This is a genomic window from Bradyrhizobium betae, assembly GCF_050632175.1.
Lineage (GTDB): Bacteria > Pseudomonadota > Alphaproteobacteria > Rhizobiales > Xanthobacteraceae > Bradyrhizobium > Bradyrhizobium betae_B.
On record NZ_CP192576.1, the window covers coordinates 2306119 to 2332602 of the forward strand.

The 26484-nt window shown below is 65.5% G+C and carries 17 protein-coding genes and 2 pseudogenes; 10 read left to right on the forward strand and 9 right to left on the reverse strand.

Annotated features, from left to right (window positions below; translation table 11 throughout):
- Positions 1-34 precede the first annotated feature (34 nt).
- Both ACQ86E_RS11250 and ACQ86E_RS11255 read right to left on the reverse strand, forming a co-directional pair.
- Positions 35-2629, reverse strand: coding sequence for a CHAT domain-containing protein (locus ACQ86E_RS11250; RefSeq protein WP_431205446.1), 2595 nt, complete (start codon positions 2627-2629; stop codon positions 35-37).
- Positions 2630-2684: 55 nt separating this feature from the next.
- On the reverse strand, positions 2685-3434 hold the full coding sequence (locus tag ACQ86E_RS11255) for a HugZ family protein (protein WP_431205447.1): 750 nt from the start codon (positions 3432-3434) through the stop codon (positions 2685-2687).
- Positions 3435-3674: 240 nt separating this feature from the next.
- Between ACQ86E_RS11255 and ACQ86E_RS11260 the strand changes: the two genes are divergently transcribed.
- The 5 genes and pseudogenes from ACQ86E_RS11260 (at position 3675) to ACQ86E_RS11280 (ending at position 7726) form a co-directional block, all read left to right on the forward strand.
- Positions 3675-4376: a response regulator transcription factor gene (locus ACQ86E_RS11260; RefSeq protein WP_007597749.1), complete on the forward strand. Its 702-nt coding sequence runs from the start codon at positions 3675-3677 to the stop codon at positions 4374-4376.
- Positions 4377-4551: 175 nt separating this feature from the next.
- On the forward strand, positions 4552-6354 hold the full coding sequence (locus ACQ86E_RS11265) for a stimulus-sensing domain-containing protein (RefSeq protein WP_431205448.1): 1803 nt from the start codon (positions 4552-4554) through the stop codon (positions 6352-6354).
- A pseudogene (locus tag ACQ86E_RS11270) lies at positions 6351-6821 on the forward strand (HPr kinase/phosphorylase). Before ACQ86E_RS11265 ends, ACQ86E_RS11270 begins: the two are co-directional and overlap by 4 nt.
- A 189-nt stretch (positions 6822-7010) precedes the next feature.
- The gene (locus ACQ86E_RS11275) at positions 7011-7412 is read left to right on the forward strand and encodes a PTS sugar transporter subunit IIA (protein WP_011090868.1); all 402 of its coding nucleotides are present in this window, start codon (positions 7011-7013) and stop codon (positions 7410-7412) included.
- Positions 7409-7726, forward strand: coding sequence for an HPr family phosphocarrier protein (locus ACQ86E_RS11280; protein ID WP_431205449.1), 318 nt, complete (start codon positions 7409-7411; stop codon positions 7724-7726). Before ACQ86E_RS11275 ends, ACQ86E_RS11280 begins: the two co-directional genes overlap by 4 nt.
- Before the next feature lie 7 nt (positions 7727-7733).
- On the opposite strand, the gene ACQ86E_RS11285 is transcribed toward ACQ86E_RS11280, so the two are convergent.
- Entirely contained in the window at positions 7734-9359 is a 1626-nt protein-coding gene (locus tag ACQ86E_RS11285; protein WP_431206446.1) for a glycosyltransferase family 39 protein, read from the reverse strand.
- Between the two features lie 126 nt (positions 9360-9485).
- On the opposite strand from ACQ86E_RS11285, the gene lepA reads away from it, so the two are divergent.
- Positions 9486-11297 carry a translation elongation factor 4 gene (gene lepA, locus ACQ86E_RS11290; RefSeq protein WP_431205450.1) on the forward strand — a complete coding sequence of 604 codons (1812 nt, stop codon included), beginning with the start codon at positions 9486-9488 and terminating at the stop codon, positions 11295-11297.
- 234 nt (positions 11298-11531) lie between these two features.
- On the opposite strand, the gene ACQ86E_RS11295 is transcribed toward lepA, so the two are convergent.
- Complete coding sequence (locus tag ACQ86E_RS11295) at positions 11532-11945, reverse strand: SRPBCC family protein (protein ID WP_431205451.1); 414 nt, start codon at positions 11943-11945, stop codon at positions 11532-11534.
- A gap of 205 nt (positions 11946-12150) precedes the next feature.
- Positions 12151-13452 (reverse strand): serine hydrolase domain-containing protein, encoded by a 1302-nt coding sequence (locus ACQ86E_RS11300; RefSeq protein WP_431205452.1) that lies wholly within the window; start codon positions 13450-13452, stop codon positions 12151-12153.
- A 231-nt stretch (positions 13453-13683) separates the two neighbouring features.
- On the opposite strand from ACQ86E_RS11300, the gene ACQ86E_RS11305 reads away from it, so the two are divergent.
- A complete protein-coding gene (locus ACQ86E_RS11305; protein WP_431205453.1) occupies positions 13684-14904 on the forward strand; it encodes an MFS transporter in 1221 nt (406 codons plus the stop codon).
- Between the two features lie 32 nt (positions 14905-14936).
- Here ACQ86E_RS11305 and ACQ86E_RS11310 read toward each other — a convergent pair whose 3' ends face one another.
- Genes ACQ86E_RS11310 through ACQ86E_RS11320 form a run of 3 tightly spaced genes read right to left on the reverse strand, consistent with a single transcriptional unit; the run spans position 14937 to position 19368 of the window.
- Positions 14937-15248: a DUF3240 family protein gene (locus ACQ86E_RS11310; protein ID WP_431205454.1), complete on the reverse strand. Its 312-nt coding sequence runs from the start codon at positions 15246-15248 to the stop codon at positions 14937-14939.
- A complete protein-coding gene (locus ACQ86E_RS11315; RefSeq protein ID WP_431205455.1) occupies positions 15245-18271 on the reverse strand; it encodes an efflux RND transporter permease subunit in 3027 nt (1008 codons plus the stop codon). The genes ACQ86E_RS11310 and ACQ86E_RS11315 overlap by 4 nt, the downstream gene beginning before the upstream one ends.
- Positions 18271-19368, reverse strand: coding sequence for an efflux RND transporter periplasmic adaptor subunit (locus ACQ86E_RS11320; RefSeq protein ID WP_431205456.1), 1098 nt, complete (start codon positions 19366-19368; stop codon positions 18271-18273). Before ACQ86E_RS11320 ends, ACQ86E_RS11315 begins: the two co-directional genes overlap by 1 nt.
- Before the next feature lie 366 nt (positions 19369-19734).
- On the opposite strand from ACQ86E_RS11320, the pseudogene ACQ86E_RS11325 reads away from it, so the two are divergent.
- A pseudogene (locus ACQ86E_RS11325) lies at positions 19735-21700 on the forward strand (methyl-accepting chemotaxis protein).
- Between the two features lie 186 nt (positions 21701-21886).
- Here ACQ86E_RS11325 and ACQ86E_RS11330 read toward each other — a convergent pair.
- Complete coding sequence (locus ACQ86E_RS11330; RefSeq protein WP_431205457.1) at positions 21887-24055, reverse strand: putative bifunctional diguanylate cyclase/phosphodiesterase; 2169 nt, start codon at positions 24053-24055, stop codon at positions 21887-21889.
- 521 nt (positions 24056-24576) lie between these two features.
- Here ACQ86E_RS11330 and mepA point away from each other — a divergent pair.
- Both mepA and ACQ86E_RS11340 read left to right on the forward strand, forming a co-directional pair.
- Positions 24577-25521, forward strand: a complete 945-nt coding sequence (mepA, locus tag ACQ86E_RS11335) for a penicillin-insensitive murein endopeptidase (protein WP_431205458.1) — start codon at positions 24577-24579, stop codon at positions 25519-25521.
- A 312-nt stretch (positions 25522-25833) separates the two neighbouring features.
- A complete protein-coding gene (locus ACQ86E_RS11340; protein ID WP_431205459.1) occupies positions 25834-26337 on the forward strand; it encodes a hypothetical protein in 504 nt (167 codons plus the stop codon).
- The last annotated feature ends 147 nt before the right edge of the window (positions 26338-26484 follow it).

Sequence of the window (26484 nt, forward strand, 5' to 3'; positions counted from 1 at the left end):
CTGAAGTTGCTGCGACGCACAATCCTGGACCGGGCTATCGTACCTCGCCTTCACCGATCAGTGCGAACGGTCCCCACATCGCGGGGTAAGCGTTGCGCGGCGACGAGGCGTCGTCAACATACGCCAACATCGCGCGGCGCAGGGCCTCAGCACGACCGATTTCTGGTTCGTTTTTGAGCAGCTCGAAAGTCGAGGTGGTCAAGCGTGTGGCAGCTTCCGAATCCACGGCCCAGTGCGAGACCAGCAGCGCGCGGGCGCCGGCGTAGAAGAACGAGCGCGCCAGTCCCGACAGGGCTTCAGCGCCCGGCCTGTCGCCGGCAATGGTGTTGCAGGCCGACAGTACAACCCAATCCGCGTTGAGCTTGAGCTGGGCGACTTCACTCGCCGTGAGCAGGCCATCATCCAGCTCCGTGGGTTGTTCAGGAATGGAGAGCGCAAGCGAAGGCTCACCCAATCCCTTGATGTCGCCAGCGACGAGGCCGTGGGTGGCGAAGTAGATGATGCTGTATTGAGCAAGCGCTGCACGCTTCAGCGTCGTCTCGCTGGCATCGCGGCCGAGATGGATGTCGGCTGCGGCCGCGCCGACATCCTTGGCCACCGCGTTCAACTCATCCGCCGTATCCGGCAATTGCGGCAGCGCCTGCGCCAACCGCGCGCGATCGACGCCGGCACCGCGCCAAAAGTCGGTATAGGCTGATGTCACGATGCTGCGCGCGGCAACCTTTCCATTCGCTGCGCGACGATCGGCCGGCCCTTCCAGCGCGGGATTGAACACGGGATCGCCGAAGCCGGTCATCGGCTTCACGCCCTGGTCTCTCCGCGCAAAGGCACGCAGCGATCTCAGGCTGGTCACCGACGGCAGCACCGACACGGCCTGACGCCGCAGCAGCCAGGCGGCGCTGCGATAGCCATCGAGCGTATCCGGAATCGCAGCCTGCGGCTTTTCCGTGACGAGCAGGTGAAACGGCAAGGCGGTCAGCGCGGCCGACGGCACCACCAGAAGGTTGCGCTTGCCTTTTGTCAGAGCCTCGACCGGACCGAGCAGCGCGACATAAAGTTCGTTGGCAAGCGCAAGATCAAACAATCCGGATTTGCCGGATGCATCGCGCGCCTTGCCGACATCGAGTCCGCGGCGGAACGCCGTGACCTTCTGCGCCAGCGCGTCCGCGCCGAGCGGAATCTCCTTCCACTCGACACCCTCGCGCGTGATCGCGATGACATGGCTCTGCTTGTCGACCACGGAGAACAGCACCATCGCCTCATCGGCCGACAGCAGCGGCTGGATGTCCTTCACGGCCAGCGGCAGCGGATTGGAAAGCGAGGCGTAGTCCGGGAACTCGACGAGGAACGTCTTCTGCAAGCTTGCGCGCTCGTTCGCAATCGTCGCGATCCGCGCGCGGCTGCGCGCCTCGGCCGCGACATCGCGCTGGGCCGGTTGCTTCGACACCGCGACGATGATCGCCTTGTCGAGCGCCTCGGACTCGGCCGCGAGATCCTGATCCCGGCGCACCAGCTCGGCAAGCCGGTCGCTGCCGGCAGCGAGTCGCACGGCGAGCTTGTTCACGGCGGATGCGGCAGACGATTGCGTGCCGCGCTGGATCGCGGCGAGCGCCTCGTCGAACGCCTTGTCGTCGGCCAGCAGATGTTGCTGCCGCGCAGCGAACAGGACCGGCAGTACGACGCGCAGCTGCGCGCGGTCGCTGCGAAGGGTTTTTTCTGCGAGAGGCAACGCGTCCGCATTTCGACCAGACACGTAGAGGAAATAAGCAAGGTTGCTGGTCGAGGTCACGACATCAGGGTGATCGGGCCCGAGCGCCCGCTCGCGGATAGCCAGCGCACGGCGATAGAGCGGCTCGGCGTCGGCATAGCGCCGCTGGTGCTCGTAGAGGCCGGCGAGATTGTTGAGGGATCGCGCGACGTCGGGGTGATCCATCCCCAGCACCTTTTCGCGGATCGCGAGCGAGCGCCTGATCGGTACTTCGGCCTCCGCGTCGCGGTTGAGATCGCGATAGAGCTGACCGAGATTGTTCAGGAGGGTCGCGACGGCCGGATGCTCGGGGCCACCGGCCTTCTGGTAGATCGCCAGCGCCCGTTGAAACAGGGGCTCCGCGGCCGTGTAGTGCTGCTGCTTCACATGGAGCGTGCCGAGATTGTTGAGCGACTGGCCGACATCGGGATGCTCGCGCGACAGCGCCTTCTCGCGAACGGCGAGCGCGCGCTTGAACAGCGGCTCAGCCTCGGAAAGCCGGCTCTGCCGCTGATAGAGTGCAGCAAGGTTGTTCAGGACCGGTGCGATCTCGACGCTGTCGAGACCCGTCCCCTTTTCCATCAGCGCGATGGCGCGCTTGTAGATCGGCTCGGCCAGATCGTCGTGGCCCTGGTCGGCATGGATTTGCGCTAGGTTATTGAGAGCGCCTGCGAGGTCGCGATTGTTGGTGGTCTTCTCGAGAGACGCCACCATGGCCTGCGCCAGCGGCAGCGCGTCCGAATATTTGCCGGCGCTTCTCAGCGCGCTGATCCGCGCGCTTTGCGCGGAGAGATCACCCTTCTGGGCGAGGCCGGGCGTGGCCAGCGATACCGTGATCGCGAGCGCCAGACCCGCAACCAGCATCAGACGACGGCGTGTCATGAATCCTCTCGCTGCGCGCCTCGAGGTCTTGGGTCGCAGCGATCGGCAAGGGCGTTCAATTTGTTGCGCTCGAGTCCAGCTTCGCGCGCGCTTCGCCAGCGAGGCGGACCAGCATTTTTCGGAGCGCCGTGCCGTTGGTCACGCGCTCCGGGAAATCGAGCCGCAGCGCGGTCTGGCCAGCCTGCATATCGAGGCCCTCGGGGTCGCAGCCGGTGCAGCGCCAGTCGCCCTCGGCCGCGCCGAGGAGTTTGGTGGCGTAGAGGCTCATGGCGTCGCGGTGGTCGGCGTTCATGTGCTCGACGGCCCCCTTCTCCGCCGCCAGCAGGTCCTCAGCGCCGGCGAGGTCGGTTAGGAACTGCTCCGGCCTGAGGTCGACGATCCGGCCAAAGCCGGCGACCAGATGGGTGCCCGTGGGCCGGATCCGGAAGAAGGAGAAATCCTTAAACGATACAAAGGCTTCAGCCGAAGGATGGGCATTGAGATACCGCCGCTTGAGGAGTTCCTTGTCGGATGCGGCCTGTTCGGCCTGGCCGGACAGCATGATCCGGGCGCCTTCCAGGGGATCGCCGGCCACACGCTCGTCCAGCATCAACGAGACCCGGCTGTCCGCGAGGATGTTCCTGGTGTGGACCGCAAGTCCCGAGATCAGCAGGATCGGGGAGCCGTCCGGGTGGCTGGCCAGATTGACCAGGGAACAATAGGGATCGCCGGAGCCCGCCATCAGCGTTGCCAGCGCACCTTGGCGCGACCGCCTGAGCAGCGATCTGGCGAGCTTTCCGGGGTCGAAATCGGGGGTCGGTTGCATGGGCTTTCTCGGCTCGGGTGGTTGCAAGGAGGGCCTTTTTTCGGGTAAACGAGGGCCGGGTTATGGGTCGACATGCGGCGAATCTGCCGTGTTTCGTGGAACTTGGTCACACTTCAGCCCAGCTTGCATTGCTCGGTGACAAGGTTCGAACGCCAAATTCGGCACCCATGTATGCGGCGCATCAGTGGATTGCTCGCCGTTTAAGCCACGACCCAAACGGAAAGCAGAAAGCAGAGGCTCATGCCCACAATCGCTTTGGTCGACGACGACCGCAACATTCTCACATCCGTCTCGATCGCGCTGGAGGCCGAAGGCTACCGCATCATGACCTACACGGACGGCGCCTCCGCGCTTGACGGTTTCCGTACCACTCAACCCGATCTCGCCATCCTCGACATCAAGATGCCGCGCATGGACGGCATGGAGACGCTGCGTCGTCTGCGGCAGAAGTCCGACCTGCCGGTGATCTTCCTGACCTCCAAGGACGAAGAGATCGACGAGCTGTTCGGCCTCAAGATGGGCGCCGACGACTTCATCCGCAAACCGTTCTCGCAGCGCCTGCTGGTCGAGCGGGTCAAGGCCGTACTGCGCCGCTCGGCGCCGAAGGACCCGACCGTCACGCCGAAGGAGAACGACGCCAAGGCGCTCGACCGCGGCCTGTTGCGGATGGATCCGGAACGTCATACCTGCACCTGGAAGAACGAGCCGGTGACGCTGACCGTCACCGAATTCCTCATCCTCCAGGCGCTTGCGACCCGGCCCGGCGTGGTGAAGAGCCGCAACGCGCTGATGGACGCCGCCTACGACGACCAGGTTTATGTCGACGACCGCACCATCGACAGCCACATCAAGCGGCTGCGCAAGAAGTTCAAGGTGGTCGACAACGAGTTCGAGATGATCGAGACGCTGTACGGCGTCGGCTACCGCTTCAAGGAAGCTTGAGGCGCCACGCGCCTTCAAAACAGACCAAGAGTATCGCCGGTTCTGATTCCATCGGGACCGGGATGGCTCGATAGTTTGAGCAGGATCTTTTCGGAAAACCGCTGCACACTTTTCCGGATCATGCTCTAGGATGCGGGGATCCTTCACACGAGAAGTCCTAACGCGGGCGTAAGCATTGCTTGACCGAACGCAGCCTGACGAGAACCAGAGCGCCGGGGATGTCGCATCCGACGGCGGTCTGGACCACGTCGCCGAGGACAGGCCGGCCGCACGGGGCTGGCAGCCGCTGAACTGGCTGAAGCGCGCCGGGCAGTTCTTCTTCGCACTGTCCTTCTCGAGCCTGACCCGCCGGATCGTCTCGCTCAACCTCGCCGGGCTCGTCGCGCTGGTCGCGAGCATCCTTTACCTCTCGCAGTTCCGCGCCGGCCTGATCGACGCGCGCGCGCAGAGCCTGCTGGTGCAGGCCGAGATCATCGCCGGCGCGATCGCGGCGTCCGCAACGGTCCAGACCAACACCATCACCATCGATCCCGACCGGCTGCTCGACCTCAAGCCGGGCGAGACCTATGGCGGACCGGACGAGTATTCGCCGCTGGACTTTCCGATCAATCCGGAACGCGTTGCGCCGGTGCTGCGCACGCTGATCTCTCCGACCAAGACCCGAGCCCGCATCTACGACCCGAACGGCAGCCTGCTGCTCGACAGCCGCAATCTCGAAAACGTGCTGCGCCTCAACCTGCCGCCGCCGGCCGACAAGCCCGGCTTCGTCGAGCGCGGCATGGTCGCGGTACGCACCTGGCTGAACCGCGGCGACCTGCCGCTCTATCGCGAGCTCGGGCCCGAGAACGGCAACGGCTATGCGGAAGTGAGTGACGCACTCCAGGGCCAGAAGCGCTCGATGGTGCGGGTCAATGCGCGCGGCGAGGTGATTGTCTCGGTCGCGGTCCCGGTGCTACGCTCACGCGCCATCCACGGCGCGTTGATGCTGTCCACCCAGGGCGACGACATCGACCAGATGGTCACCGCCGAGCGCCTCGCAATCCTGAAGGTCGGCGGTGTTGCCGCCGCGGTCATGATCATGCTGTCGCTGCTGCTCGCCAGCACGATCGCCGGACCGGTGCGCCGGCTTGCCGACAGCGCCGAGAGCGTTCGCCGCCGCATCAAGGCCCGCATCGAGATTCCCGACTTCACCCGCCGCCGCGACGAGATCGGCCATCTCTCCGGCGCGCTACGCGACATGACCAGCGCGCTCTACAGCCGGATCGAAGCCATCGAAATGTTCGCCGCCGATGTCGCGCACGAACTGAAGAATCCGCTGACCTCGCTGCGCTCCGCGGTCGAGACGCTGCCGCTGGCGCGCAACGAGAACAGCCGCGCCCGCCTGCTCGAGGTGATCGAGCACGACGTCAAGCGGCTGGACCGGCTGATTTCGGACATCTCCGACGCCAGCCGCCTCGACGCCGAATTGCAGCGCCAGGATGCGGTCCCGGTCGACCTGCGCCGCCTGCTGACGACGCTCGTGTCCGTCGCCAACGAGACCAAGCTCGGCCATGACGTCGCGGTCGAGATCCGCTTCGAGGGCCGCAGTCCAACCGACGCCTTCGCCGTGACCGGCCATGATTCGCGGCTCGGGCAGGTGGTCTCTAACCTGCTTTCCAACGCGCAATCCTTCTCGGAAGCCGGCAGCAAGGTACGCCTCACCTGCCGCCGCGTCCGCTCCGAGATCGAGATCGTGGTCGACGACGACGGCCCCGGCATCCGCGACGACGCGCTGGAACGCATCTTCGAGCGCTTCTACACCGACCGTCCGCATCAAGGCTTCGGCCAGAACTCCGGCCTCGGCCTGTCGATCTCCAAGCAGATCGTCGATGCCCATGGCGGGCGCATCTGGGCCGAGAACCGTGCGGGCCCGCTGGACGAGGACGGCGCGCCGACGGTTGCCGGCGCGCGCTTCGTGGTGAGGCTGCCGGCGCTATGAGCGACGACGGCGGCCCCAGCATTCACGCCTCCGCGGTCAAGGTCGGGACTCTGGCCGTGCTGATCCGCGGGCCGTCTGGCTCAGGCAAGTCGCGGCTTGCTTTCGATTTGATCATGGCGGGGCGCGCCGGCGTGGTCGAAAGCGCCGTTCTGGTCGGGGACGACCGTGTCCATCTGGCGACAGTCGGCCATGAAATTGAGGTCCGTCCCGCGCCAAGACTGGCCGGTCTAATCGAGGTCCGGGGGCTGGGGATCCGCCACTGCGACTTCGTGGAGCATGCGACAGTCGGCCTCGTGGTCGATCTGGACGCTGCGGAGGCGGAACGCCTGCCCCCGGCAGAATCGCTCAAAACAAGCATTTCCGATGTCGAAATACCCCGAATCCCGGTCGGGCGCGGCTATTCGCCCCTCCCCTTGGTTGTTGCGGCCTTGACCACTACCAAGAGTTAACCTTCGACTAACCCTTGAGGCGATTGTTTGAAGGGAAATTGTAACCATATGAACCCCACACTCGCGACCGAATAGACCGACGCAGCTCCCCTTATCCATCCGTCTAGATTCAGGGAGATACGCAACATCCCCCTTGCGCGGGGGCTCTGGATGGTCAAAGTGGCGCGTTCGTGCGGTGCACCAAAAGCGCCCGCGAGGAGTTTTCCGATGATTGGTCTAGTACTTGTGACCCACGGGCGCCTTGCCGACGAGTTCAAGGCAGCGCTTGAGCATGTCATGGGCCCACAAAAGCAAATCGAAGCGATCACGATCGGCGCCGAAGATGATTCCGATCTGTGTCGAAGCGACATTATCGAGGCGGTTAACCGCGTCGATTCCGGTGATGGCGTTGCGATCCTCACCGACATGTTCGGCGGCACGCCGTCCAACCTGGCGATATCCTGCATGAGCCGGCCGAAGGTCGAAGTCCTCGCGGGCATCAACCTTCCCATGCTGGTGAAGCTTGCCAAGGTGCGCGAAGAGCGCGCGCTGCCCGACGCGATCGCGATGGCCCAGGAAGCGGGCCGCAAATACGTCACCATCGCCAGCCGCGTGCTCGCCGGCAAATGAGCGACGACGCGCCGCAAGCCGGGTCGGGCGTGCCCGCGGGCGCGATCTCCAAGGACCTCCTGATCATCAACAAGCGCGGCCTGCACGCCCGCGCTTCCGCGAAATTCGTCCAGGCCGTCGAGCGCTTCAACGCGCAGGTGTGGGTGACACGCGGCGGCGAGACCGTCGGCGGCACCTCGATCATGGGCCTGATGATGCTCGCGGCCGGCCCGGGCACGACGATCACGGTGGCCGCAGCCGGCGTCGAAGCGGATGCCGCGCTCGCGGCAATCACCGAACTCGTTGAAAGCAAGTTCAACGAGGAAGGGATTTAGTCCCTCGTCACTTCGCCGGCGGCGCGATGTAGATGTTCCAGCTCATCGACGGGCCGGCCTTGCCATGGGTGAAGCGGCGCGTGGTCATCACGATGCGCTCGGCATTCGGCGCGGTCTCCGACACCCATTTCTCGAACGCCGGCAGGCGGCCGTCGGTCGGATCGAACACGCCGATGAAGCCGTACGTCTTGGCGTCCTCGCGTGAGGTCAACCCGGAATCCCAGGCTTCGAGCGGCATCAACGCGGCCGGATGATCCGGGCTGTAGAACACCATCGGCTGGATCGACTCCATGGTGCCCGCGACGACCGCCCAGCGAGAGGCGAAGCGAGTGTGCCAGGCCTGGGTCAGCTCATGCGCCAGATCCGAGCGCGCGCCGTAGGTCGCGGTGTTGCCGGCATTGGCGGCCATCTCGCGCGCGGCGATCCAGGGCGAGCCCATGAGCGTCGCGACGCTGAGCACGAGCCAGATTGCGACCATGTTGAACAGCACTGCGCCCTGCACCCGCAGCGCGGGGATCGCGACCAGCGCGAGCGGGACCAGGAAGAACAGCGAGATGCCCCAATCGGTCTTCATGTAGATGCTGAAGACCAGCGCGCCGAGCGGCGGGCCGACCGCGACGATGATCTGGATGATCCAGACATTCATCGCCTGCGAAAGATCGACACCCGCATTGGCCCCGCGCGCCCAGGCCCGCGTGACGATACGCGAGGGCGCGCGCGGCAGCAGCGTGAACCAATGCGGCACCAGCGCCATGGCCAGCGCGGCGAGCGCCACCGGCAAGGCCAGCAGCGCGAAATTATGCAGGACATAGCCGGCGACGAGCTGATGCACGAGGCGGCTGTCCTCGAGGCTGTAGGTGTCGCCGGCATAGGTCAGCGGCACGAAATGCGCGTCCGCCAGCCAGACGATGTGCGGGATCATCGCCACCGCCATCGTCGCGATCGCCACCCACGGGGCCGTCGACAGGAGGAATTTGATACGATCGGGATGGATCAGCGCGGCAAGGCCAATGGCGCCGATCATGGTCAGCACCCAGTATTTCGTCATCAGCGCCAGCGCGCCGGCGAGCCCGAACCAGATGCCGGACTGCCAGCTCCGCTTCTCGAAGGCGTTGAGATAGGCGAGCACCAGAAGCGGCAGCGTGACGAGTTGCAGCAGGTCCGGGTTGTACTTGAAGCCCTTGAAGTTGAAGATCGGGTAGAGCGCGATCATCACCACGACCAGAAAGGCGCGCCGCGCGTCCACGACGCGCAGGGCCAGCAGCCAGCAGATCACCATGCCGACGCCGACGGTCGCCATCGCCAGCGCATAGGTCGCCCAGTCCGTCGCCGGGAACACTGTGAACCAGAGGCCGGCGACCCAGCCCGACAGCGGCGGGTGCTTGCCGTAGCCCCACAGGAATTTCTGGCCCCAGCCATAGGCTTCCGCGACGTCCATGTGAACGTCCTGCGCCGCCTTGAGATTGATCAGGATGAAGGTCCAGATCACGGCATGCAAGGCCGCGAACTGGATCACCAGCCAGAGGCGCGTCTCCGGCCGGGTCGCATTGGCAAGGAGCCAGGCCCGGAAGCGGCCATAGCTCACTCGGGCTTTGACGCGCGGTCGGGCGGCGGGGAGAGAGGTGGTCGACATCGGCCTGGACATGGGCCGTTGCGTAGCGCGTTTTGGGTCCTCGTGGAATCAGCTTGGCGTGAAGAAAGCCCCTGAAAATACAGCAATATGGTTGCCGCACGGGGATGTGAGTGGTATCCCGCGCCCATGACGACCGTCCCCATTTCGAACATCCGCAATTTCTCCATCGTCGCTCATATCGACCATGGCAAATCGACGCTGGCCGACCGCCTGATCCAGATGACGGGCGGCCTCTCCGACCGCGAGATGGCGGGCAAGGAGCAGGTGCTCGATTCCATGGACATCGAGCGCGAGCGCGGCATCACCATCAAGGCGCAGACGGTGCGCCTCGCCTACCGCGCCAAGGACGGCAAGGATTACATCTTCAACCTGATGGACACACCCGGCCATGTCGACTTCGCCTACGAAGTCTCGCGGTCGCTGGCGGCTTGCGAAGGTTCCTTGCTCGTCGTCGACGCCAGCCAGGGCGTCGAAGCGCAGACGCTCGCCAACGTCTACCACGCGCTCGACGCGGGCCACGAGATCGTTCCGGTCCTGAACAAGGTCGACCTCCCGGCCGCAGAGCCCGAGAAGATCAGGCAGCAGATCGAGGACGTCATCGGCATCGACGCCTCCGACGCGGTGATGATCTCGGCCAAGACCGGCCTCGGCGTGCCCGATGTGCTGGAAGCCATCGTCACCCGCCTGCCGCCGCCGAAGGGCGATCGCGACGCGACGCTGAAGGCGCTGCTGGTCGACAGCTGGTACGACGTCTATCTCGGCGTCGTCGTGCTGATCCGCGTCGTCGACGGCGTCATGAAGAAGGGCAGCCGGGTCCGCATGATGGGCACCGGCGCGGCCTATGACATCGAGCGCGTCGGTTTCTTCACGCCGAAGATGACGCAGGTCGACGAGCTCGGCCCCGGCGAGATCGGCTTCATCACGGCGGCGATCAAGGAAGTCGCCGACACCCGCGTCGGGGATACCATCACCGACGACAGGAAGCCGGTGACCGAGATGCTGCCGGGCTTCAAGCCGGCCATTCCCGTGGTGTTCTGCGGCCTGTTCCCCGCCGACGCCGACGATTTCGAGACCCTGCGCGCCGCGATGGGCAAGCTGCGCCTCAACGATGCCAGCTTCTCCTACGAGATGGAGACGTCGGCCGCACTCGGCTTCGGCTTCCGCTGCGGCTTCCTCGGCCTGTTGCATCTGGAGATCATCCAGGAACGTCTGTCGCGCGAGTTCGATCTCAACCTGATCGCGACCGCGCCAAGCGTGATCTACAAGATGAGCCTGACCGACGGTCAGGAGATCTCCATTCACAACCCCGTCGACATGCCCGACGTGGTCAAGATCGCCGAGATCCAGGAACCCTGGATCGAAGCCACGATCCTCACGCCGGACGAATATCTCGGCAGCGTGCTGAAGCTGTGCCAGGACCGCCGCGGCGTGCAGAAGGAGCTGACCTATGTCGGCGCCCGCGCGATGGTGAAATACGATCTGCCGCTCAACGAGGTGGTGTTCGACTTCTACGACCGGCTCAAGTCGGTCTCGAAGGGCTACGCCTCGTTCGACTATCATCTCACCGACTACAAGCCGGCCGATCTCGTCAAGATGCAGATCCTGGTCAACAACGAGCCGGTCGACGCGCTCTCCATGCTGGTGCATCGCACCCGCGCCGAAGGCCGAGGCCGCGCCATGGTCGAGAAGATGAAGGAGCTGATCCCGCCGCACATGTTCCAGATCCCGATCCAGGCGGCGATCGGCGGCAAGGTGATCGCCCGCGAAACGGTGCGCGCGCTGCGCAAGGACGTCACCGCAAAATGCTACGGCGGCGACATCACGCGTAAGCGCAAACTTCTGGAGAAGCAGAAGGAAGGCAAGAAGAAGATGCGGCAGTTCGGCAAGGTCGACATCCCGCAGGAAGCCTTCATTGCCGCACTGAAGGTCGATAGCTGAGGCTGCCGCCTGGACCAGTTTTCACGTAACGAGACGGGTCAGGCCCGGCCATCCGGGGCCGACAAACAAGAAACGCGAAAACAACCCCATGCACAGTAGCCGCCTCCCTGGCGGCATTGCATATTTTCGATTTTACGAAATCCGGTTGACCCGTCGGGCAAAACAGGGGTATGGTGGCATCATCGCAGGGTGTGTGATGCAGCCACCCGTCATTTCCTTCGTCCGTTTGATCGATCAGGATTTTTGCTTCGCCTCGACGTAGCGCGCGAAGCTGTCGAGGATCGCCTGCCAGCCGCCCTGCTGCTGCTCGACCGAATGCGTCGTCTCGCCGTCGAAGACGACGCGGACGACAATGCCATTCGGACCCGGCACGAACTCCACCTCCGCCTTGCGATCGCCGAACCCGTATTCGATCCGCCTGTGTTCGACGATCTTCGTGTAGGTGCCGGCGAAGTCGAAACCCATGCTGCCGTCCTTGGCTTCCATCCGGGACGAGAAAGCGCCGCCTTCCCGCAGGTCAACGGTCGCCTTGGTCGTATGCCAGTCGTCGGACGCAGCGTTCCACTTCACGATGTCAGCAGGCGTCGTATAGGCGCGCCAGACCTGATCGATAGGGGCTGCGACGCTGGTTTCGACGGTGATCCTCATGCATTGCTCCAGTTCGTCTTTGACAGTCGAGGTGACGACGTCACTTCAGATGTGCGGGATTCCACGGCACCTCCGGGCGTGTCCATCCAAGGACGGTCGAGACCAGTCCGTGCCGACATGGTCGCGCCGTCGATATCTCAAAAAATTGCCGGTGGAGCAGCTCCTGACCATCCACCGACTGCCGCGAACAACTCGGCCGCCGCGGTCAATGCCCGAGTTGCTGGAGAACGGCGGACCACAGCGCAAGCGGCTCCCTGAGGGCTCCGGGCTCCGACGGCTTCTGGCGAACGGCGGTGTGCACCATGACGAGCTTCGAGGCTGGATCGACCAGGATGACCTGACCGCGGATGCCGAGCAGGGCAAATCTGCGCTGCTCACCGGGAAGGAGCCACACCTGATAGCCGTAGCCGAAATAGGGGGTGGCCACGCGCGGAGCGAGATGACCATCGCCTGGCCTGACGGTGGTGGCATCCAGCAGCCACTGCCGGGGAATCAACTGACGGCCTTCCCAGACGCCGTCATTTGCGAGCAGCCGGGCCAGGCGCGCATAGTCACGCAAGGTTGCGTTGAAACAGCAGAAGGCGATCTCCTGTCCGCTCCCATCGATCGCCCATGACGCATCCGCTTCGGTGCCGATGGCATCCCAGATCCGGTCGTGCAGATAGTCGGCAACGGGCGTGCCCGTGGCGGAGCGCAGGACCAGGCCAAGTATCTCGGTTTCCACGCTAGCATAGTGCCATCTGGTCCCCGACGGTGCGATTCGGGTATTGAATTGCGCGACGACGGCGGCGGGGTCTTTCGTCTCGTCAACGAACAGCGCTCGTCCAAGCCGGGCGATGTCATCGTGCCCATCATATTCTTCAGAGAATTCGACGCCTGACGACATATTCAACAGGGCTCGGATGGATGTGTTTCCATATTCCGTTCCTGCAAGGCCAGGGACGTAGGTCGAGACGAGGTCGTCGATCGACTTGATCCTTCCTTCCGAGACTGCAATCCCGACCAGCATGGCCACCAGCGTCTTGGCCATGGACTGCGACAGAAAGCGGTCGTGGTCGGTCCGCGAATATTGATAGTGCTCGTACAGGATGGTGTCGTCCCTGGCGATCAGGAGCCCGGTCACCGGGTTATGCTTGAGGTAGTCCGCGATGCTCAGCCGCTCCGTGCCGAAACTGTACGTGATCGATGGCTCCGGCGCGCGCTTGAATTGCCAGGTCGCCGTCGCGCGACCGATCGGGCGCGAGGGGAACATCTCGCCGAAATGGCTGTAGACCCCGACGAGCTTATCGACCTGGGTGGTGGTCCGCCGCGTGCCGACTGGATAGCCCTCGGCCGCACCGTAGATATCAGCATCGGGACCGCTATCCGAAAACACCGGCCCGGGCTTACCGGGAGAGCTTCGAACGTCCTGTGCGCAGGCCACCGGCGACCAGACCGCGAAGGCGAGAATGACAGACAAGAAAAGGCTACGGCAACCGCGCGGCCTGCAGGGCGCTCCCCAATTCATTGTACCTGCCCTCCTCACACGTTCTCGCACGCGCGTGCGCTGATGACAGGATACTATCATTACGGGTAGATGATGTCAGCATTTCGCGCCTAGCCGAGATCGGGCGCGGTCTCTGCATGACCTGCGCTCGGATTCGGAAACCGCACATGGTCGGCAACCTTGCCCTCCGCAGCCCAATGGGCCACCATCCCCGCGCGCACACCAAACAAAACCAAAAGCGCGAGGAAACGCATGAGCAAGCCGTCAGGCTTCAACTATGGCTGGGTCGTGGTCGCCGCAGGGGCGCTGATGACTTGTGTCGGGTTCGGCACGATGCTGTCGCTTGCGGTGTTCATGCAGCCGATCTCGGAAGCGATGGGCTGGTCGCGCGCCGGCGTGTCGGCGGCGGCGACGCTGGATTTCCTCTGCATGGGCGTTGCCGCGTTCTTGTGGGGCACGCTGTCGGACCGTTTCGGCACGCGGATCGTGGTGCTCTCGGGAAGCGTGCTGTTGGGGCTCGGCCTCGTCACCGCGAGCCAGGCCACGCAGCTGTGGCAGTTCCAGCTTTGCTTCGGCGTGCTGATCGGTGTTGCCGCCGGCAGCTTCTATGCGCCGATGATGGCGCTCGCGAGCGCGTGGATCGACAGGAACCGCAGCCTCGCGGTGGCGCTGGTCTCCGCCGGCATGGGCGTGTCGCCGGTGACGATCGCGCCGACCGCAAGCTGGCTGATCACGGCCTATGACTGGCGCACCGCGATGCTGGTGATCGGCTTTGCTGCGTGGGCGCTGCTGATCCCGGCCTGTTTCCTGGTGCGGCCGGCACCGGTAGCTGTCGGCCCCGCGACGACGGACGCAGCACCGGAGATCGAGCTGACCGCGGCGCAGGCGCTGCGCACGCCGCAATTCATCGCGCTCGCGGCGGCGCACTTTGCCTGCTGCGCGGCGCATTCCGGCCCGATCTTCCACATGGTGTCCTATGCGATGGTGTGCGGCATCGCCCCGCTGACGGCGGTGACGGTCTACAGCGTCGCCGGCGTGTCCGGGCTCGGCGGCCGCCTGCTGCTCGGCACGCTGGCCGATCGCATCGGCGCAAAACCCGTGTTGGTCGGCGGCCTTTTCGTGCAGGCGATGTGCATCGCGACCTATCTGGCTGTAGCGCAGCTCGGCGAATTCTATGCGTTGTCGGTCGTCTTCGGCCTCGCCTATGGCGGCGTGATGCCGCTCTATGCGGTGCTGGTCCGCGAATATTTCGGCGCGCGCATCATGGGGACCGTGTTCGGCGCGGTATCGGCCTTTGCCAGCCTCGGCATGGCGCTGGGGCCGTGGGCCGGCGGTCTCGTGTACGACAGCTTCCAGCAATACACATGGCTGCACGCGGGCTCCTTCGCGATCGGTCTTGCCGCCGTGGCGGTAGCGCTGAGCTTCCCGACCAAACGCAGGCAGCCGCTCGACCTTGGCCGCGTGGCGGCGTGAACCTGCACCCGCGCGCGCAGCACCGCCAGCCATCACTCGATGATGCCGAAGTCCGCGACCGGCATCACCCAATAGACGAGGTTGGTCCCGGCAAACGAGACCTTGAGCCGCTCCAGCAGGCGCTCGGCAGCAGCCTTTGGCAGGACGATCCGGACCAGCACCTGGTCGGCATGCCCCTTGACGCGTTCCTCCGGGCTCTGCAGCCGCACGTTGGCGCCATGTCCCGCGGCATCAGAGGCCGTAAAACCCGGCACCAGATCGCCCTGCTCGCCGAGATAGTCGAACAGCTCGTCGCGAAGCTGGCGCGCGGCGATCAAGGTGAGGCAGACCGCTTCGCTGGTCATCTGGCCACCTTGGAAACGCCGCCGAACCGGCGATACAGGATCGGCAGCAGGATCAGGGTCAGCAGCGTCGAGGACAACAGGCCCCCGATCACCACGATGGCGAGGGGGCGCTGGATCTCCGATCCCGGCCCCGTCGCAAACAGCAGCGGGATCAGTCCGAGCGCAGTGATGCTCGCGGTCATCAGCACCGGCCGCAGCCGCCGCCTGGCGCCGTCGATCACGATGCGCTCCTCGGCCAGGCCGTGCGCGCGCAACTGATTGAAATACGAAACCAGCACGACGCCGTTCAGGACCGCGATGCCGAGCAGCGCAATGAAGCCGACGGACGCCGGCACCGACAGATATTCACCGGTCGACACCAGCGCAAAGACGCCGCCGATCAGCGCAAAGGGGATGTTCACGAGCATCAGCAAGGCATGGCGCACGGAGCCGAAAGTGGTGAACAGCAGCACGAAGATGAGGCCGATCGCGACGGGCACCACGATCGACAGCCGCGCGGCCGCGCGCTGCTGGTTCTCGAACTGTCCGCCCCAGGTGAGCCGATAGCCCTTCGGCAGCGGCAGCTCGGCGGTGACTTTCTGCTGGGCCGCCTGCACGAACCCGACCATGTCGCGGCCGCGGACGTTGGCGCGGACGACGCTCATGCGGTTGCCGTTCTCGCGGTCGATCTTGACGGGACCATCGACCCGCTGGATGCGGGCGACCTGCGACAGCGCAACGTGCTGCCCGGACGACAGCGTCAGCGGCAGGCTTGCGAGCAGCGTCGGCGCCTCCCGCGTCGTCTCGCTGCCCCGGACCAGGATCGGCGTGCGGCGGCCATCCTCCAGCGCCGTCCCGATGATTCGTCCCTCGATCTCTGTGCGAAGCGCGTTGGAGACGGCATCCACGGTCAGTCCGAGGCGCCCGGCTTCCATCCGGTTGACGGCGACGGTGTAGTATTGGGCGCCCTCGTTGATGGTCGTGTAGACGTCTTCCGCACCGTCGACGCTCGACAGGATCGCGGAGAGTTTCGTCGCGATGTCGTTGAGCTGGCCGATGTCGGTGCCGAAGATCTTGACCGCGACGTCGCCGCGCACGCCGCTGATCATCTCCTGCACGCGCATGTCGATCGGCTGGGTGAAGCTGAGCGACAGCCCCGGAAACTCCGCAAGAACGTCGCGCAGGACCTGCAGCAGTTCCTGCCGGTCCCGGGTTTTCCTCTCGCCCACGGGCTTGAGCACCAGAAACGTATCGGTCTGGTTCGGCCCCATGGGATCGAGGCCGAGCTCGTCCGAGCCGGTCCGGGCGACGATCCCGGCCACGTCAGGCACCTTCATCAGGGCCGCCTGCAGCCTCGCATTGATGGCCATGGATTCGTCGAGATTGACGGACGGCAGCGTCTCCACGCTGACGATGACGTCGCCTTCATCCATGGTCGGCATGAAGGTCTTGCCGAGCTGCGTATAGGCGTAGCCCGCCGCGACGAGCCCGAGCAGCGCGACGACGACGACTTTGCGTTCGTTCTTCAGGGCCCAGTCCAGCGCCGGCGCATAGACACGCTGCGCGAGGCGGATCAGCAGCGGGTCGCCATGGCTGGCGGATTTGAGCAGGAAGGAGGTTGCGACCGGAACCACGGTGAGAGCCAGCAGCAGCGAGCCGGCAAGCGCAAAGATGATGGCGAGCGCGACGGGAATGAACAGCTTGCCTTCAAGCCCCTGCAGCGTCAGCAAGGGCACGAACACGATGATGATGATCAGGACGCCGGAGGCGACCGGTTGCAGCACCTCGCACACCGACCGAAATATGACATGGATCAGCGGCGGACCCTTTCCGGGCTCGTGCTTGCCGAGATTGCCGACGATGTTCTCGACCACGACGACCAGCGCATCGATCAGCATGCCGACCGCGCGCATGGCGAGGAGGGCAATGACGATGGCCAGCGGCAGGCTGAGAGCGATCACCAGCGAGGCGCGCCAATTGCCGAGAAACAGCAGCAGAAGCACCACGACGAGCACGGTGGCTTCGCCGAGAGCCCGCACCACCGTTCCGACCGCACGCCCGACCAGCCGGCTGCGGTCGTAGAACACGTTGATGGAGACGCCCTTCGGCAGCGACGGCTGCAGCTCCTCGAGGCGCGCCCGGACGTCACGCACGAGCTGGCCGGCATTGGCGCCGCGCAGGCCGAGCACGAGGCCTTCCACCGTTTCGCCATGGCCGTCGGAGGAGACGGCACCGTAGCGCGTCAGCGCGCCGACCCTGACGCGCGCCACGTCGTTGACCCGGATCGGAACGCCCTCGCGGGTGTCGATGACGATGGCCCTGATGTCGTCAATGGTGCGAATGCTGCCCTCGATGCGCACCAGCGCGCTGTCCTCGCCCTGGTTCACGCGCCCGGCGCCATCGTTGCGGCTGTTGGCCTCGATGGCCCGCCGGAACAGCTCGGAGGAAATCCCGCGTGCGGCGAGCGCGTCGGCCAGAGGAACGATCTCGAACGCCCGCACATGGCCGCCGAGCGAATTGACGTCGGCAACGCCGGGGACGGTACGCAGCGCGGGGCGGATCACCCAGTCGAGCAGGGTTCGCCGCTCGGCCAGCGACAATTCGGCGCTGTCGATGGTGAACATGAACATCTCGCCGAGCGGGCTGGTGATCGGCGCCAGTCCGCCGCTGACGCCCTCCGGAAAATCACGCGCAATGTTGGACAGGCGCTCTGAGACCTGGTTGCGGGCCCAGTAGATATCGGTGCCGTCCTCGAAATCGACGGTGATGTCGGCCAGCGCGTATTTGGTGGTGGAGCGGAGAATCTTCTTGTCGGGAAGCCCGAGCAGCTCGAGCTCGATCGGAACCGTGATGCGCTGCTCGACCTCTTCCGGGGTCAGGCCCGGCGCCTTCATGATGATCTTCACCTGCACCGGAGACACGTCCGGAAAGGCGTCGATCGGAAGGCTCGGCAGAAACACCGCGGCAGCGCCGACCAGCAGGAGCACGCCCAGTACCACGAACAGCCGCTGCGACAGCGCAAATGCGACCAGGCGCTGGAGCATTACTGGCCAGCTCCGAGTCGCGCGAGAATGCCCCGCAGCGCCGAGATGCCGCCGATCGCGATCTCGTCCTTGTCGCTGACCGGACCTGCGACCACGACATGATCCTGGTCCTCGGCGAGCACCGTGACGGGAACGAGCCGGAAGCCGCCATCGGCGGCCACGAAGATCGAGGCCTGCTCGCCGCGCCGAACGAGGCCGCTATAGGGAATTTCCCACGCGCTTTCCCCTGCGGAGAGAAAGCTGATGCGCGCCGTTGCGGTCTGGCCGGGGCGGAGCCCGCCGCTCTCGTTCGGCATCTCCGCGCGAACGAGGACCGTTTGGGTTGCTGCATCGGTCGTCTCGGACACCAGGATGACACGGCCCGGCGCATCATAGCCCTCGATCTCGACCTTCGCGCCGGCTTGAACGGCCCGGATGCTCGACGCGGGAATTGCAATCTCGGCCCATACCGGTGAAAGCCGCGCCAGCTTCACCAGCGGCGCCGCCTGCTCCAGCCGCTGCCCCGGCGAGACCGCGATGTCGACGACGGAAGCGGCCTGCGGCGCGTGGACGGTCAACGTGGCGCTGATCGCGGCGTCGTTGATCAGGCGCGAGACCGCCTCATCCGACATGCCGCTCAGATGGAGCATTTGCCGGCGCTCGGCGAGCACGATGCCGGCCTGGCGAGCTTCGGTCTGGCTGGCCTCCAGAACGCGTTGCGGCACCGCCTTGCCCTCGAACAGATCGGCGTTCCGCCTCAACTGATTGTTGGCGAGAACCTCCTGCGCAACGGCTTGCAGATAGTCGCGCTGCAGCGAGACGAAGCTCGGGCTCTGCAGGGTTACCAGCTTCTGTCCGGCGATGACCCGATCGCCGCGCGCCACCGCCAGATTGGTGACCATGCCGGCAACGGGCGCGCTCACCACCCATAATTGCGGGGTCGGAATCACGATCTGCGCCGGATAGGGCAGCGTCTGATCGGTCCGGCTCGAGATCGGATGGGTCACGCGGACCCCGAGGTTCTGAGCCTGCGTCGCGGTGAGCTTCACCACGTCATCGGCGATCGCAACGCGAGGCAGGCCGGCAAGCGCGAGCGCAAGCAGAATTGGGCCCAGCATCCGCCATCGGCGCCGCGAGCCCTTCACCCGATGGAGCAAGAGCATCAGTGCAAACTTCGAATGTGATTTCCAGGCTTTAGATAGTCCGGAGGGATCCGGGGGCGTTGACCTGCATCAATCCGGGGTCATGACGAGGAGGTCGGCAGGGCGATCTTGCCGAAAACCGATAGTCGGCGGCAGGCGAAGCTGCGGCGTGCCGTCGCCGCTTGCGGCGAACGGTCGCGCTCTCCATGCAACGATTGCATTGAGTCATGCAAAAGGATGGGACGTCCCCGCTGAAACACGGAGGCCGAGCCGCCCTTGTTGTTAAGCAATTTCTGACACCGTTCGACAAAAGCAAGATTCTGGAAATGCCTGGGAATTCTGATGATCAAGCTCAAGTCGATTGCCGCTCGCCTGATTCTCGCTATCGCGCTCACGGTCGCGGTGGCCTGCGCCATCCTCTCCGGCTTCTCGATCACCCAGCAGCGAGCGCTGACACGGATGGCGCTCGATCAGCAGCTCAAGCTGCAGTACGAAAGCGTGATCGCGGCGATCGACTATGAGGGGCGCGCCGCGCTCGCCGTCTCCTCCGTGATTGCCGCACTGCCGCCGGTCGGCGACGCCATCGCCAAGGGCGACCGCGACGGCCTCGCCGCGCTGCTCGGCGACGCCAACAAGTCGCTGAAGGCGCAGGGCATTCCGCTGATCACCTTCCAGCTTCCGCCCGCAATCGCGTTTTACCGCGTCCATGCCCCGAAGACCTTCGGCGACGACGTCTCCGCACGACGGGAAACCGTCGTCGAGGCGATCAAGACAGGCCGGTCAATCGTCGGCGTCGAACCCGGCCGCGAGGCGCTCGGCATCTTCGGCATGACGCCGATCATGCGCGACGGCAAGAGCGTTGCGAACGTGGACGTCGGCGTCGCCTTCGGCAAGGAATTCGTCGAGCGCGCCAAGAAGCGCTTCGGCATCGACCTTGCCGTCTACTCGCTCGACGGCAAGACCCTGAACAAGCTGTCCTCGACCTTCGGCAACACGGTGGTCACCCCGCTCGACCAGTTGAAGGGCGCGGTCGACGGCACATCGGTCCGGCACGAAGCCGAACTCGACGGCCATCCGGTGGAAGTCTATGCCGGCCCGATCAAGAACTATGCAGGGGCGCCGGTCGGCGTGCTCGAGATCATCAAGGACACGACCGAATACGAGGCCGCGTTCGCCACCGCCGAGCGCAATCTGATCCTCGGCACGGTCGCGATCCTGGCCGCAGCGATCGTGCTGGCGCTGCTGCTCGGACGCGGGCTGTCGCGCCCACTCACCGCGATCACGGCCGTCATGAACCGGCTCTCCAGCGGCGACACCAGCGTCACCATTCCCGGCAGCGAGCGCCCGGACGAACTCGGCACGATGGCCAAGGCGGTCGAAATGTTCCGCCGCAACATGCTGGAATCCGTCGCGATGCGCGAGACGCAGGAGGCCGACAAGACCAGGGCGGAGGAGGAGAAGCAGGCGCTGCAGCGCCAGATGGCCGACCGCTTCGAGGCCGACGTCAAGGGCGTGGTCGCGGCGGTCGCCAGGGCCACCGAGGGTATGCAGAGCGTCGCCGGCGAGATCACTGCAAGCGTCAACGGCACCTCGCAGCGCGCTTCCGCCGCCGCGACGGCGTCCGAGGAAGCCTCGACCAGCGTGAATGCGGTTGCCGCGGCGACTGAGGAGCTGGCCTCGTCGGTGAGCGAGATCGGCCGTCAGGTCACCCATTCCAGCCAGGTCGCGAGCGGCGCGGTGGTCAAGGCGGCCGAGACGACCGAGATGGTCACCAGCCTTGCCGGCGCCGCCGAGCGCATCGGCGACGTACTGCGGCTGATCAGCGAGATCGCGAGCCAGACCAATCTGCTGGCCCTCAACGCCACGATCGAGGCGGCACGCGCGGGCGAGGCCGGCCGCGGCTTCGCCGTCGTCGCCTCCGAGGTGAAGGAGCTGGCCAGCCAAACCGCGAAGGCGACCGACGAGATCGCAAGCCAGGTCTCGGCGATCCAGGCGGCGACCGGCAATTGCGTCACCGCCATCTCAAGCATCAGCGGCACTATCCGCGAGATCAGCGGCATCACCACGACGATTGCCGCCGCCGTCGAAGAGCAGGGCTCGGCGACGCGGGAGATCGCCCGCAGCGTGCAGCAGGCCTCCGCGGGCACCACCGACGTCTCCGCCAATGTCGCCGGCGCAAGCCGAGGCCGCGGATCAATCGCGCGCGCTGGCCGGCAATGTGATGGCGGCCTCGGGCGAGCTCGGGCAGCATGCATCAGCGCTGAAGCAGAGCGTGGACACGTTCCTGGCGGGGCTTCGGGCGGCGTAGGGTGAGTTGATTTAGAAGGTTGAGCCGCAGACTCGGCTTACCTCTCCCGCTTGCGGGAGAGGTCGGCGCAAAGCGCCGGCTGAGGGTTCTATCCTCTTGGGGGTTCTCGATTTTGGAGACACCCTCTCCCCAACCCTCTCCCGCAAGCGGGCGAGGGAGCGCACCGCCTCTGCGGCGCAGCCACGCTCACGCCACCATCGCAGCGTCTTCTTCGTCGCCGTCGATACCGCGCTGCGCCTTTAGCAGGCTGATGATCTCGGCGTTGGGGCGAGCCTTGCTGAACAGAAAGCCCTGGCCCTCGTCGCAGCCTTCGGCCCGCAGGCAGCTCAGCTCGGCCTCGGTCTCGACGCCTTCGGCGGTGATGGTGACGCCGAGGCCCTTGCCGAGGCTGACGATCGAGCGGATGATCGCCTGGGCCTCGCGGTTGGCGCCGAGATCGCGCACGAAGGACTGGTCGATCTTGATCTTGTCGAACGGGAAGCTGCGCAAATAGCTGAGGCTGGAATAGCCGGTGCCGAAATCGTCCATCGAGATGCGCACGCCGAGCGCGCGCAGCGCATGCAGCGTCGCCAGCACCTGGGCGCTCTTCTCCAGCAGCAGAGTCTCGGTGATCTCGAGCTCCAGCCTCCGCGGCGGCAGGCCGGAATGCTTCAGCGCGTCGGTCACCACCGAGAGCAGATTGCCGCTGCGGAACTGCAGCGGCGAGAGATTGACGGCGACGCGGACGTCGTCCGGCCAGGTCGCGGCGTCGAGGCAGGCGCGACGCAGCATCAGCCCGCCGAGCGGATTGATCAGGCCGGTTTCCTCGGCCACCGGAATGAACTCGGCCGGCGAGACCATGCCGCGCTCGGCATGGGGCCAGCGCACCAGCGCCTCGAAGCCGGTGATGCGACCGCTCGTCAGGTCGATCAGCGGCTGGTAATACGGCCGCAGCACGTCGTTCTGGATGGCGTCGCGCAGCTCGACCTCGATCTTGCGGCGGCTCTGCGCCTTTGCATCGAGCGCGGCCTCGAAGAAGGCGAAGGTGCCGCGTGCATCGGCCTTGGCGCGCGACAGCGCCATGTCGGCGCTCTTGAGCAGCTTTTCGGAATCATCGCCGTCGCCGGGCGCCATCGCGATGCCGATGGAGGCGCCGATCACCACCGAATGGCCGTCGAGCAGATAGGGATCGGCGATGGCTTCCAGCAGGCGTTTGGCGAGGATCACCGCGTCTTCGGGCCGCGTGAGGCCGCTTTGAACGATGGCGAACTCGTCCGAGTTAAGCCGCGCCAGCGCGTCGTCCTCGCGCAAGGTCGAGCGCAGCCGCTTGGCGACGCCGCGCAACAGCTTGTCGCCGATGCCATGTCCCAGCGTGTCGTTGATCGCCCTGAAATTGTCCAGCCCCAGCATCAGCAGCGCGACCTTGTCGGAGCTACGCCGCATATGCGCCAGCATCTCGTCGACCTGCTGGCGCAGCAGATTGCGGTTGGGCAGTCCGGTGAGCCCGTCATGCTGGGCCATGAAGGCGAGCCGCGCCTCGGCACGCTTGCGCTCGGTGATGTCCATCAACGCGAGCAGCACCGCAGGCCGCTCGGCATAGGTCAACTCGCGCGAGTAGATCGCAAGATCGATCAGCGCGCCGTCGGCCTTGACGTGCTTCCAGGTGCGCGCCGCCTGCTCGTCGCTGGACCGGTCGATGGTCCAGGGCGCCTCGCTGTCGAAGGCCTGGAGGGAGCGAATCTTCAGCCGCTCGAACTCGGCGCGGCTATAGCCGTAATGGGCGACCGCGGCGTCATTGACGCCGAGGATGCGCTCGTCGTCCAGCGCGCAGACGATCATGGGCACGGGATTGCCGTCGAACAGCAACCGGAACGAGGCCTCGCGCTGCTTCAGCTCGGTGATGTCGACGCGCAGGCCGACCACGCCGCCGTCATCGGTGCGGCGCTCCTCGATCAGGATGACACGGCCATCCGACAGCGTCTGCTCATGCCGCTTGCCGGGCTCGTGGAGCTTCTTCAGCCGCTGGGCGATCCATTCTTCCTCGTGGCCGGCGGCTTCCGGATAGTCGCCGCGGGCAACCCCGACGCGCAGCGTATCCTCCAGCCGGGCGCCTTCCTTGAAGAGATCGGCGGTCTTGCTGTAGATCGACGCGTACTGCTTGTTCCAGAGGACGTAGCGGCCTTCGGGATCGAGGATCACGATGCCCTGCGGCAGCAGGTCGACGGCCTGGCGCAGCCGTTCATGCGATTTGCGCGCCTCGGCGATGGCCGCTTCGGCTTCCGCGCGGCTCTGCACCAGCGCGTCATCTTCAACGGGCCGATGAGGCGCGCGCGCAGATCGCGGCTTGCGCGGCTGTCGGCCAGCCCTCGCGAGCACGCTCTGATTTCGCTTTTTTGTTTTTCGAGACCCCAAACCCAACTTCACTCGTCCTCGCCGCGCCCAGCGGCCGCAAGCTTTGAGGCAAGTGTCTGAAAAAAGTAATCTTCGGCGGGGCCGCCACGGAACCGTCGGCTCCGCGACTGCTGCGGGCGGCCCGTTTTGCCTGTTTGGGAGGCGCGAACCGCGTCGGCGGGCACGGCGATCCTGCTCCCTCGTCGCAATCGGGGCGAGAGGTGGTGCAAAAACGCGCGCTCTCCATGAATCAATTCCGGAGGCGCCTCCGATTGCATGCACGTATCAAGCAGAATCCCGCTTCACGCACGAATATTGGTCAATGCAGGATACGGTTATCACGCTGTTAAAAAAGCGGCCGGACGGCGCGAAATCCAGAACTTTCGAACGATCGCGGATGGTCGAGGTGCGCAGGGAGGCCGCGGCTGTAAAGACAGCGTGAGCTGCCGTTGGCTGCGTGCCTGATTGTTAACCCTGACGCGGCGTTCGGCTATAAGGAGATCAGCATGAGTCTCCGCCGCCTCGCCCCTCTCCTGCTCGTCATGACGTTCCTGGCCGCCGGCGACGCGCCGGCTCAGGACAAGGGCAGCGTCACGCCAAAGCCCCTGCCGCCGCTCGTCAATCCCGATGATCCCACGCTTGGTGCCAAGGAGCTGTTTGCGCGCAAGCTGTTGCCGTCGAAGGGGCCGGCCCATGTCATCGGCTCCTACACCAAAGGCTGCATCGGCGGCGCCATGCCGATGCCGCTCAACGGCGACCATTGGCAGGTGATGCGGCTGTCGCGTAACCGCAATTTCGGCCACCCCGACATGATCGCGCTGATCAAGCGGCTCGCGGCCAAAGCGAGCAAGGATGCCGGCTGGCCCGGCATCCTGGTCGGCGACATCGCCCAGCCGCGCGGCGGGCCGGCGCTGTCAGGCCATGCCAGCCACCAGATCGGGCTCGACGCCGACATCTGGCTGACGCCGATGCCGGATCGCCGGCTCTCGCGCGAGGAGCGCGAGGAGATGTCGGCGGTGATGATGGTGCGGCCGGACCGGCTCGACATCGATCCAAAGGTGTTCACTTCAGGCCATGTGCTTGTGCTTCGCGACGCTGCGCAGGAGCCGGCGGTGCAGCGCATCTTCGTCAATGCCGCGATCAAGAAGGCGCTGTGCCGCGAGGCCAAGGGCGACCGCGCCTGGCTGTCGAAGATCCGGCCGTGGTGGGGCCACGACTATCATTTCCACATTCGCATGCGCTGCCCGGCGGGCGCGCGCGAATGCGAGGGCCAGCCGTCGCAATCCGAGGACGAGGGCTGCAAGCCGGCCGATCTCGCCTATTGGTTCAGCGACGGTGTGCTGCACCCGAAGCCGCCACCGGAACCGCCCAAGCCGAAGCCGCCGATGACGCTGGCGCAGATGCCGGCCGCCTGCAAGGTCGTGCTGCACGCGAGCGACGCGAAGCCGTAGCGTACGTGTCTCCTCCTGATCGCTGTCGTCCCGGGGCGCGAAGCGAGCCCGGGACCCATACTCCCGGAGAGAGATGTGGGGCGCGCTGACAACCACGAGTCTTCGCCAAACTCCTTCCTGTGGCTATGGATCCCGGGCTCGCGCTGCGCGCGCCCCGGGATGACAGAGTCATGACTGGCTCCTATCCCGCGAAATGCGCTAGGATCGGCCTCGCCGCCGTGCCGTAAGCCCGTGGCATCCCGGGACGCGCATCCCGCTCTTCACACTGACCGCAAGCCCGCATTCACAGCGCGGCCAACGATGGGATTTGACATGCGCGCCCTCGCCATCCTCGCCGCGCTCTCGCTCGGCGTCACCTCCGCTCTCGCCGCCGAAGAGCCGAGCGGCTGCGACAAGTTCAAATGGCCGATCGCGCGCGAGCGCGCCGCGCTCACCGCGCCGGATCGTACCAGGCTCGCGTCGGGGAGCGAACAAGCCGTGATGCCGTCGTCGGCGATCATTTTGGGGCTGGTCGCGAGCACGGAGGCAAAACTGCCGACACCGCCGGAGCGGGCGCCGAAGGACGGCACCTTTGCCGGTTTCACCAGCGTCAGGACCGCGAAGGCCGGGCTCTATACGATCAGCCTGTCCGGCGGGGCCTGGGTCGACGTGGTGCAGGACGGCCATGTCCTCAAGCCGGTGGCCTTCAGCGGCGCCACCGACTGCGACGGCATCCGCAAGACCATGAAATACCAGCTGTCGGCGCAGCCCTTCATGCTCCAGATCAGCGGCGCCAGGGACAATCTCGTCTCGATCGCGATCCTGCCGAACGAATAGGCACGGAGCGGGCCAAAGCCCGGCTTTGACCTCAAAGGTCAGCTTGGACCTCAAAGGTCAGCTTTGACCTGTTCCGCCAGCCTGTTATGGTCACGTCCAGCGACATCCTGAGGGACCGTAAGTCCATCGGGCTTCCCGGAACAGCGC